The organism is Streptomyces bungoensis (assembly GCF_001514215.1).
GTDB lineage: Bacteria > Actinomycetota > Actinomycetes > Streptomycetales > Streptomycetaceae > Streptomyces > Streptomyces bungoensis.
Window position 1 is genome coordinate 72,879 of record NZ_KQ948863.1, and the last position, 9,881, is coordinate 82,759.

The following is a 9,881-nucleotide window of genomic DNA, read 5'->3' on the forward strand; positions in this document are numbered from 1 at the left end:
GGTGTACCCGATGCGGCCGCTCCCTCACACAGGGCCACCGCCTTCAGCCGAGCGGGGCGCCCAGCTGCCAGCCCTCCTCGAGTAGCCGGTCGACCGCTTCCAGCGCGAGTCGCAGCCGTGTCGGGCGGTCGCCGCGTACCTCCCGCCAGGGTGTGCCGCGACCGGCCAGCACCTTGCGGAACCGTTCGGTCATCCAGGGCCGCAACTCCTCGCCGTCGCGCAGCCCGTCATCGTGGAAGGGCACGTCCTCATGATCGGTGAGCAGATACAGCGCCCTGGGCGGCATGGCGTCGGCGAGGAGGTGGACGGCCTCGGTGGTCCGGCCGACGTAGCGTTCCTGCCAGACGGTGGTGGCCAGCGCGTCGGTGTCGCACACCAGCACCGGGCCGCCGGTCCGGGCCGCGCGTTCCTCCTCGGCCGTCTGCCGGACGGCGACGGCCTCGAAGTCGGCGTCGCTCCATTCCAGGTCGAAGACGGTGGGCTCCGGAAGGCCACGGCGGGCGGCCACCGCGCGGGCCACCGCGAGCTTGGCGACGGTCAGTTCGCGCCCGTACTCGGGAACCCACCGGGTGAGCGCGTGCGGACCGCCACGGGTGCGCAGTGCCTCCGCCAGGTCGCGGGAGAGCGTGGTGGTGCCGGTGGACTCGGCGCCGAGCACCACCACCCGGCGGGCGAACCAGGCCCGCGCCGGCGGCTCCAGCGCGTCCCAGTGGCCCACCGGGTCGCTGCGCACCGCGGTACCGGAGACCGCGAAAGTCTCTCGTGCGGCGTCCAGGCGGACGTCCGCCGCGTCGAACCGGCGCGCCAGTTCGGCGCCGTACGGCTCCGAGGTGAACACCGCGTCCACCGGGACGGCCGCATGCGCCGCGGAGGCCACCGCGTCACGCATCAGGGCGACGTGTCCTGCCCAGACGCTGTCGCTGTCGTAGTCCACCGGGAGGTTGTCGACGACGCCGGCGACGGCCACCCGGGGCCGGTCCGCGTAGGCCTCGCGCAACCAGCCGACCCGGTCGGCCAGCGGTATCGACTCCACGTCGGCTGCCATCACCACCACCGTGACGCGACGGCAGCTGTCCGCCGCGGTGCGCACCAGGAAGTGGTGACCGGCGTGCGGGGGGTAGAACTTGCCGATGACCAGCCCGTGGTCGAAGGGGGCCGTCATGCGCGCACCAGGTCCGCTGCCGAGGTCGACCGGCCGGCGGCCAGCTCCCGGTGCCAGCTGCGCAGTCCGAGCAGGCACATCGCCAGGAACAGCACGTAGACGATGCCCGTCAGGTAGAGCACCTTGGCGAAGTACAGCGGGATGTAGACCACGTCCGCGGCGATCCAGAAGTACCAGTTCTCGTAGGACTTGGTGTTGAGCAGCCACTGGGCGGCCAGCGACAGCGCGGTGGTGAGGGCGTCCCAGAACGGTGCGATGTCATGCGCGCGGGTCAGCACCACTGTCAGGCCCCAGGTCGCGGGTACGGCGAGCAGCAGCAGGACGGCGACGGTGCGCGGTGAGGCATGGCCCATCGGGCGGGCGGAGCGGCGCTCGCCGCCGCGCAGCCAGGTCCACCAGCCGACCGCGGCCAGCATCAGGTACACGACCTGCAGCAGGGCGTCGGCGTACAGCTGGGCGCTCCAGAACAGCACCAGGAAGAACAGGTTGTTGGCGATGCCGACGGCGAAGTTGGCGATCCTCGCCCTGACGGTCAGCCAGACGCAGGCCGCTCCCGTGGCGAAGCCGAGCAGCTCCGCCCAGGTCACCGCATCGCGGCCGAAGTCGAACAGCACGGTGTTCAGGGGCGCGACGAGATCGCCCAGTACGTCGCTGACAGCCATCCGGCACTCCTTGCCCAGTAAATGTCAGCATGACGATAAATGGTGGAGCCGTCGCGTGCCAAGCCCCCTCCAGGGAGGCCGTCAGGTCATGCGGTGGGTCGCAGGAAGCGGATGACGGCGTCCCTCTCCTTGTCGACTTCCTGCTGGATCCGCCCTGACACAGGCTCGAACGCATCCACCTGGACGGAGCGCGCGCCGGAGCCACGGGTCCAGGTGGCGATGGCCAGGCCATCGGCGATGACGGTCGGCCGGATGAGGCCGCCTCCCGGCCAGACCCGGTCCTGATGAGCGGCGGGGACCGAGCTCTCCCGGGTTCGGTAGCCGACGAGGTAGTTGTCGTAGGCGGGCAGCATACGGACGTCTGGGGCGCCCCACCTGTCTTCGGCGTCCTTCACACGCCCCGTGAGCATGGTCAGCGGGCCGAACTCGGTGATCACGCCGGATTGCGCCAGCATCTTCCAGGCCGTGCGGGCCAAGGTGACCGGCAGCCCTGACCAGGCGGCGAAATCCCCCACGGTGGCCGGAGCGTGCGCGGCCAGGTAGCGGCGGGCCAACTCGGCCAGGGCGACGTCTCCCTCCCATGGAGAGTGCTGTGCACCGGGCAGCCAGTCGTCGAGCAGCACGTACGTGGCCTCGCCGGCACGTCGTGGGCCGAAACAGAGGATGCCGTTGAGTGCCGCGTGACGGATCACGTGGAAGGGCGCCTGTCCGTCCGACGCGATGCCGAGAGTGGTGAGGTGCTCGGTCAGCTCGGCCCGGGTGAGCGGACCGTGCGTGGTGAGGACACGCCGCAGGAGATGGTCGGCGCGCCGGCGCAGGTCGTCGGTCAGGCCCAGTTGCCGGTAGCGGCGGCTGGTCGCGGCGAGGATCCGAGGGGACAGCAACTGCAGGACCCAGTGGGCGTCGTCGCTGGGGACGGTGTGCAGGGTGCCGCGCATGTACCAGCCGCGGACGATACTGCGCTGATCCTCGTACGCCGTGCGGACAGCATCTGCGGTGATGCCCTGTCCTCGTACCCGAATGCCCAGGTCGGCGGCTACGACGTCCTGGGCCTGGAGGGCGAAGACCCGTCGGACCACCGCCTCGGCAGTGGCCTCCCGTATCCCGCCCGCCAGGGCCTGAGCGCGCGCCCGTGACCGGCGGACGCTCTCGAGGTCCAGCATCGCGCTCTGCCTTTCACCCAGCCGGTCAGGAGACGCGGCAGGCGGCGACCCTGCCGCTGACGCTCCGCATCTCCCGCAGCGTGCCTTCGGCGCAATGTACAGGCTCCTCGGCAGGCCCGGCACCGGTGATCCCATTGCCCGGGTGCAGTCCCAGGTCAACGCCGGACCGGTCGCGGTGACCGGCTACAGCATCGGCGGCCTCCTCGCGCCACTCACCGCCCACGTGGACGTCGACCACGCCGAAACCGGCATGACCCGAGGCCCTGGCCGGACTCAACCAGGCCCTGGACGCCGCGGGCGTCGGCCGCACCTCCGAGACCTGCCCCTACACCGACCGGCGGTCGCGCAGCTTGCCGAAGAGCCGCTGGGCCTGGGCCCGGCGGCGTGGATCGGCCGCGGTGCGGCGGACTTGCTCGATCGTGCGCCGGCCCTGCGGACTCTGTGCGAACTGCTTGAGCCGTTGAAGAACTCCAGACATGTCACTCCTTTGGCCAGGGGTGCCCTGCTCTCGTCGGGCCCCGCGCAGTGCGACTACCCGGCGACCGGCCGTCCAGCCCCTGGTGACCACGGGCGGTCGAGGAAGGGCGCGGGGTCGGTGTGCCGTACCGGGGGGATAACCCCCGGTGGTGCGGGGGGAATGCCTCGCACGCAGAGGGTGGCTGGCAGGCTTCTGAGGGTCGCGGGGCCGACAGGAGACTTCCGGGCATGACGACTTCCCCCGATGTCTCCCTGACGTCCCAGTCCGCTTCCGCCGTCGCTGTCGAGGAGAGGTCCGGTGCCGGCGGCGGCAGTGACTTCGCACGGCTCTCCCAACGGATAGCCGCGGCCGGCCTGATGCGCCGGCGTCCCGGTTACTACGCGGCACGCATCGGCCTGGTGGCCGCGCTGTACGCGGCGGGCTGGGGCTCCTTCTTCGTCCTGGGGGACACCTGGGGGCAACTCGCCGTGGCGGCCTTCCTGGCCTTCTGTTCGGGCAGGTCGCCCTGCTCGCACACGACTTGGCCCACCGGCAGGTCTTCCGGCGGCGCCGGCCCAGCGAGATCATGGGCAGGCTGTTCGGCAACCTGGGCGTGGGCATGAGCTACGGCTGGTGGATGAACAAGCACACGCGCCACCATGCCCACCCCAATCACGAGGACCTCGACCCCGACGTCGCCCCCGACATCCTGGTGTGGTCCCCCGATCAGGCGCGTGCCAGCCGTGGCCTGGCGCGTCTGATCGGGGGCCACCAGGCCCTGCTGTTCTTCCCGTTGCTGACCCTCGAAGGCTTCAACCTGCACGTCGCGAGCCTGCGTGCCCTGCGTTCGCCGTACATGAGGAGGCGAACACTGGAGGGCGCCCTGCTCCTGCTGCACCTCGCGGGTCTGTCGTCCGCCCTGTTCCTGGTCCTCCCGCCGGGCAAGGCGGTGGCGTTCCTGGCGCTGAACCAATGCCTGTTCGGTGTGTACCTGGGCTGCACCTTCGCCCCGAATCACAAGGGGATGCCCACCTTCACCGGTGACGAGCGGCCCGACTTCCTGCGCCGCCAGGTCCTCACCTCCCGCAACGTGCGGGGTGGCCGGTTCACCGACATGTTGCTCGGCGGCCTCAACTACCAGATCGAGCACCACCTGTTCCCGAGCATGCCCACACCCCACCTGCGCCGCGCCCAGGCCGTCGTGCGGCAGTACTGCGCCAAGATCGGGGTGCCCTACCACGAGACCGGACTGATCCGCTCCTACCGCGAGGCCCTGACCCACCTGCACCGGGTGGGAGAGCCGATCAGGCGGCAGCGCGGGACACGGTGACCCGTCGGCCGACGGAGTTGGGCTGGGTGGGCCGCCGAAGCGGGACCATCGGAACCCGTTGCGGGTCCTGTGGCCGCTGACTGTGCCAGGTGGGGCACAGCAAGATCGAGAGCGGATCGACTCGTCTCCCGGCGACCGCGACAAGGAGCCCCACCATGCCCAGAACCACAACAGACGGAAAGAGGCCGACGCCCGCCCCGGCGCTCGGCCTTCCCGCCGCCTCAGCGCTGGTCATCGGCAGCATCATCGGTACCGGCGTCTTCGCGCTCCCGTCGGCCCTCGCCCCGTACGGGCCGATCTCACTGGTGGCGTTCGTCGTCGTGACCCTCGGCGCGCTCGCGCTGGCGCTGACTTTCGGGGCGCTGTCCAAGCGCGTTCCGGCCAGCGGAGGGCCGTACGTCTACGCCCGGGAGGCGTTCGGCGAGTTCGCCGGCTTCCTCAACGCCTGGTCGTACTGGATCACCGCCTGGGCCGGCAACGCCGCGATCGTCGTGGCCTGGGTCGGTTACGTCGAGGTGTTCGTGAACACCGGCCACGACAAGTGGATGTCGATGCTCCTCGCGCTGGTCGGCCTGTGGATCCCCGCCGCCGTCAACCTCACCGGTGTACGCAACATGGGAGCCTTCCAGGTCATCACGACCGTGCTGAAGTTCGTCCCGCTGATCTTCATGGCCACCGTCGGACTCCTCTTCGTCGATTCCCGCAACTTCGGCCCCTTCAACGCCAGTGGCCAGTCGGCGCTGGGCGCGATCTCGGCCGCGGGCGCCATCGCCCTGTTCAGCTACCTGGGTCTGGAAGCGGCCTCCGTGGTGGCCGGCCGGGTCCGCGAGCCGAAGCGCAACGTGCCCCGTGCCACCGTCTACGGCACGCTCGTCTGCGCCGTCATCTACATCCTGGGCACCCTCGCCGTCTTCGGCACCGTCTCCCACGGAAAGCTGGGCGGCTCCACCGCTCCCTTCACCGACGCGGCGAACGGCATCTTCGGCGGCACGTGGGCCGGCGACGTCGTCGCCGTCGCGGCGATCATCTCCGGCATCGGCGCCCTCAACGGCTGGACCATGCTGTGCGCGGAGATGCCGTACGCCGCCGCCCAGGACGGCCTGTTCCCGCGGGCCTTCGCCCGCCTGCGCGGCGAAGGCGGCGTTCCCGCCTTCGGCATCGTCGCCTCCACCGTGCTGGCCTCGCTGATCACCGTGTTCAGCTACACCCGCTTCGACGACGTCTTCACCAAGATCGTCCTGCTCAGCGTGCTGACCGCCGTGATCCCCTACCTGTTCTCGGCCGCCGCCCAGCTGTACTGGCTGCTGGTGCGCGGACGCGAGAGCCTCAGCCCCGGCCGGCTCACCCGCGACGTCACCGTGGCCGGGCTCGCCCTCGCCTTCTCGTACTGGTCGATCCAGGGAAGCGGGTACCAGACCGTCTACTACGGCCTGTTCGTCCTGCTGCTCGGCATCCCCGTCTACATCTGGCTGAAGCGCGGCCAGAACACCTTCGGCGACACGACACGGCCCGAGGCCGCGGCGATCGCGGACCAGCCGGAACGGGCACCCGAAACACCTCCGCCGGCCCGGCGGCTCTCCCGGGCCCTGCCCACCGGCCGCAACGGCGGCCCCCGCAAGGGCACCGGCCTCCGCCACCACGACTGACCACCCCCAGCACCAAGGAACCGAGTGATGAACACCTTCCACGTCGACTCCGAGGTCGGCCCGCTGCGCCAGGTGATCCTGCACCGTCCCGGCCTCGAACTGTCCCGCCTCACCCCGCGCAACGTCGACGCGCTGCTCTTCGACGACATCCTGTGGGCCAAGCGCGCCCGCGAGGAGCACGACGCCTTCGCCCAGGTCCTGCGCGACCACGGCGTCCGCGTCCACTACTTCGCCGACCTGCTGGCGCAGGCACTGGAGGTCCCGCAGGCGCGCGAGTGGCTGCTGGACCGGGTCGTCACCCCCGGCAGCGTGGGCCCCGCCCTCACCGACCCGGTGCGCGAGCTGTGCCGCGACCTGGACGGCGAGACACTCGCCGGCTACCTGATCGGCGGCCTCCTCAAGAGCGACCTGCCGCTCGCGGCCCCGCACAGCCTGGTCTGGGGCGCGCTCGGCGCCGACGACTTCGCCCTCGCCCCGCTGCCCAACCACCTCTTCCCCCGCGACAACTCCTGCTGGATGTACGACCGCTTGTCCGTCAACCCGATGGCCAAGCCCGCCCGCCGCCGCGAGAGCCTGCACGCCGAGGCCATCTACCGCTTCCACCCGATGTTCGCCGGCACCGCACCCGCACCGCTGCTCGACGGCCCCGTCGGCACACTCGAGGGCGGAGACGTCCACGTCCTCGGCAACGGCACCGTCATGGTCGGCATGGGGGAGCGGACCACCGCCCAGGCCGTGGAGAACCTGGCCGCCCGGCTCTTCGCGACCGGTACCGCGACCAGGCTGATCGCCGTCCAACTGCCCGCGGCCCGTGCCTACATGCACCTGGACACCGTGCTGACCATGGTCGACCGCGACGCGTTCGTCATCTACCCCGGTCTCGCGGACTCCCTGCGCTCGTGGACGCTGCGGCCGAGCACCGAGCACGAGACCGGGTTCGACGTCACCGCGAACTCCGACCTCGCCACCGCGCTCGCCGAGGCCCTGGACCTGGACAAGGTCCGGATGCTGTCGGCACCCCAGGACATCCGCAACGCCGAGCGGGAGCAGTGGGACGACGGAAGCAACTTCCTCGCCGTCGCGCCCGGCGTCGTCGTCGGCTACGAACGCAACGTCACCACCAACACCTACCTGCGCAAGCAGGGCATCGAGATCGTCACCATCGCCGGCGCCGAACTCGGCCGCGGACGCGGCGGACCCCGCTGCATGAGCTGCCCCGTCGAACGCGACCCGGCCGCCTGACCCCCGAAGGACACCACCATGACCGTCGACCTGCGAGGCCGCTCCTACCTGAGCGAACTCGACTTCACCGCCACCGAGATCCACCACCTCCTCGATCTCGCCGCCGACCTGAAGGCGTCCAAGCACACCGGTACCGAACAGCAGCGGCTGACCGGGAAGCACATCGCCCTGATCTTCGAGAAGACCTCCACCCGCACCCGCTGCGCCTTCGAGGTGGCCGCCGCCGACCAGGGCGCCCGCACCACCTACCTCGGCCCCGGAGACACCCACGTCGGCCACAAGGAGTCGATCGCCGACACCGCACGCGTCCTCGGCCGCATGTTCGACGGCATCGAGTACCGGGGTTCCGGCCAGTCCATCGTCACCGAACTCGCCGCCCACTCCGGCGTCCCCGTCTTCAACGGACTGACCGACACCGCACACCCCACCCAGAGCCTGTGCGACATGCTCACCATGCGCGAGCACAGCACCAAGCCCCTGAACGGCATCAGCTACTGCTACCTCGGCGACGCCCGCAACAACATGGGCAACTCCCTGCTGTCGATGGGCGCGCTGCTCGGCATGGACGTGCGCATCGCCGCACCCGAGTCGCTGTGGCCCGACCCCGCGCTGGTCGCCGCATGCCGCGAGGCCGCCGGCCGCAGCGGGGCGAGGCTCACCCTCACCCAGGACGTCGAGACCGCCGTGCGCGGTGCCGACTTCCTGCACACCGACGTGTGGGTGTCCATGGGCGAGCCGGCCGGCACCTGGCGGGACCGGATCGAGCAGCTCCTGCCGTACCAGGTCAACGACAAGACGCTCGCCCTCACCGGCAATCCGGACGTGAAGTTCATGCACTGCCTGCCGTCCCTGCACGACCGTCGCACCCGGCTCGGCCAGGAGCTCTTCGGGACGCACGGCCTGAACGGCCTCGAAGTCACCGACGACGTCTTCTCGTCGCCCGCCTCGATCGTCTTCGACCAGGCCGAGAACCGGCTGCACACCATCAAGGCCGTGCTCGTCGCCACCCTGGAGGACTGACCCATGCGCATCGTCGTCGCCCTCGGCGGCAACGCCCTGCTGCGGCGCGGGGAACGGCCCGACGCCGCCGTCCAGCAGGCCAACATCGACCGCGTCGCCACGGCCCTGGCCCGGCTCGCCCACGAGCACGAACTGGTCGTCACCCACGGCAACGGCCCGCAGATCGGCCTCCTCGCCATGGAGAGCGAGGCCGACCCCGCGCTCAGCGCCCCGTACCCGCTCGACCTGCTCGGCGCGCAGACCGAGGGCATGATCGGCTCCCTGCTCGCCCGCACCCTGCACGACGCCCTGCCCGGGCACCGGATCGCCGCCCTCGTCACGCACACCCTCGTGCGGCCCGACGATCCGGCCTTCGCCCGGCCCACGAAGTTCGTCGGCCAGGTCCACTCCCGTGCCACGGCCGAGAAACTGGCCCGCGAGCGCGGCTGGCACATCGCCCGCGACACCACCGGCTGGCGCCGCGTCGTACCCTCCCCGGTACCCGAACGGATCCTGGAGACGGACACCGTCCACGACCTGCTCAACAGCGGGACCCTGGTGATCTGCGCCGGCGGGGGAGGGGTCCCCGTCACCGCCGATCCCGACACCGGGGCCCTGACCGGCGTCGAGGCCGTCGTCGACAAGGACCTCACCGCGGCCCTGCTCGCGGAGGACCTCAAGGCGGACTTCCTGCTCATCCTCACCGACGTCCCCTGCGTGTACGGGGGTTACGGCACGCCGGACCAGCACCCCCTGCTCGACGCGACCCCGCGCGAGCTGCGGAACGGCGGTTTCCCGGCCGGCTCCATGGGACCCAAGACCGAAGCGGCCGCCCGGTTCGTCGAGCGCACCGGCGCCCTGGCCGCGATCGGCGCCCTGGACGCGGCCTACGAGATCGTCCACGGCAGGTCCGGCACGCTCATCCGGCCGGACCTCGCGGCCGGGTGACGAGGTCCGCCCACCAGCAGCCCCCACGGGACGCCGGGGCGATCCACACCGGCCAAGCGGCCGACGGCGAGCGGGAGTTCACGTCGGCGGAACCCGGTCAGGCCGGTCACCCGGACCGAACGGACCGCAACCCGCGGCCCAACGGGTCCCGCACGCAGGGACGTTCAGCCCCAGGGCCGAAGACCTTCGGCATCCGGCGTCAGGCCGGACAGCGGACGAGAGTGGAACACGTCGAGAAGACGACGGACCACACATCCCCGAAGGGATCACGA

Annotated in this window: 8 protein-coding genes and 1 pseudogene; 5 read left to right on the plus strand and 4 right to left on the minus strand. The window is 71.1% G+C overall.

The features are described from left to right. Positions 1-43 precede the first annotated feature (43 nt). The 4 genes from AQJ66_RS23975 to AQJ66_RS39485 all read right to left on the minus strand — a co-directional run bounded on the left by AQJ66_RS23975 (position 44) and on the right by AQJ66_RS39485 (position 3,465). Positions 44-1,162, minus strand: a complete 1,119-nt coding sequence (locus tag AQJ66_RS23975) for an AAA family ATPase (protein ID WP_061926097.1) — start codon at positions 1,160-1,162, stop codon at positions 44-46. Next, complete coding sequence (gene pnuC, locus AQJ66_RS23980; RefSeq protein ID WP_061926100.1) at positions 1,159-1,824, minus strand: nicotinamide riboside transporter PnuC; 666 nt, start codon at positions 1,822-1,824, stop codon at positions 1,159-1,161. Before pnuC ends, AQJ66_RS23975 begins: the two co-directional genes overlap by 4 nt. An 86-nt stretch (positions 1,825-1,910) precedes the next feature. Beyond that, on the minus strand, positions 1,911-2,987 hold the full coding sequence (locus tag AQJ66_RS23985; RefSeq protein ID WP_061926103.1) for a winged helix DNA-binding domain-containing protein: 1,077 nt from the start codon (positions 2,985-2,987) through the stop codon (positions 1,911-1,913). Positions 2,988-3,312: 325 nt separating this feature from the next. Next, positions 3,313-3,465: a hypothetical protein gene (locus AQJ66_RS39485; protein ID WP_167359184.1), complete on the minus strand. Its 153-nt coding sequence runs from the start codon at positions 3,463-3,465 to the stop codon at positions 3,313-3,315. A gap of 356 nt (positions 3,466-3,821) precedes the next feature. On the opposite strand from AQJ66_RS39485, the pseudogene AQJ66_RS23990 reads away from it, so the two are divergent. From AQJ66_RS23990 to AQJ66_RS24010, 5 genes and pseudogenes are all read left to right on the plus strand, one after another. After that, positions 3,822-4,774, plus strand: a pseudogene (locus AQJ66_RS23990) (fatty acid desaturase family protein). Between the two features lie 155 nt (positions 4,775-4,929). Further along, a complete protein-coding gene (locus AQJ66_RS23995) occupies positions 4,930-6,420 on the plus strand; it encodes an APC family permease (protein WP_079060379.1) in 1,491 nt (496 codons plus the stop codon). Between the two features lie 27 nt (positions 6,421-6,447). Continuing rightward, complete coding sequence (locus tag AQJ66_RS24000; protein ID WP_061926105.1) at positions 6,448-7,662, plus strand: arginine deiminase; 1,215 nt, start codon at positions 6,448-6,450, stop codon at positions 7,660-7,662. A gap of 18 nt (positions 7,663-7,680) precedes the next feature. Beyond that, the gene (argF, locus tag AQJ66_RS24005) at positions 7,681-8,682 is read left to right on the plus strand and encodes an ornithine carbamoyltransferase (protein ID WP_061926109.1); all 1,002 of its coding nucleotides are present in this window, start codon (positions 7,681-7,683) and stop codon (positions 8,680-8,682) included. Positions 8,683-8,685: 3 nt separating this feature from the next. Continuing rightward, entirely contained in the window at positions 8,686-9,609 is a 924-nt protein-coding gene (locus AQJ66_RS24010) for a carbamate kinase (protein ID WP_061926112.1), read from the plus strand. The last annotated feature ends 272 nt before the right edge of the window (positions 9,610-9,881 follow it).

What these genes read in the sequence shown, in the direction of transcription:
- AQJ66_RS23975 (WP_061926097.1), bottom strand. Translation starts at nt 1,162, where the DNA reads ATGACGGCCCCCTTCGACCACGGGCTGGTCATCGGCAAGTTCTACCCC.
- pnuC (WP_061926100.1), bottom strand. Translation starts at nt 1,824, where the DNA reads ATGGCTGTCAGCGACGTACTGGGCGATCTCGTCGCGCCCCTGAACACC.
- AQJ66_RS23985 (WP_061926103.1), bottom strand. Translation starts at nt 2,987, where the DNA reads ATGCTGGACCTCGAGAGCGTCCGCCGGTCACGGGCGCGCGCTCAGGCC.
- AQJ66_RS39485 (WP_167359184.1), bottom strand. Translation starts at nt 3,465, where the DNA reads ATGTCTGGAGTTCTTCAACGGCTCAAGCAGTTCGCACAGAGTCCGCAG.
- AQJ66_RS23995 (WP_079060379.1), top strand. Translation starts at nt 4,930, where the DNA reads ATGCCCAGAACCACAACAGACGGAAAGAGGCCGACGCCCGCCCCGGCG.
- AQJ66_RS24000 (WP_061926105.1), top strand. Translation starts at nt 6,448, where the DNA reads ATGAACACCTTCCACGTCGACTCCGAGGTCGGCCCGCTGCGCCAGGTG.
- argF (WP_061926109.1), top strand. Translation starts at nt 7,681, where the DNA reads ATGACCGTCGACCTGCGAGGCCGCTCCTACCTGAGCGAACTCGACTTC.
- AQJ66_RS24010 (WP_061926112.1), top strand. Translation starts at nt 8,686, where the DNA reads ATGCGCATCGTCGTCGCCCTCGGCGGCAACGCCCTGCTGCGGCGCGGG.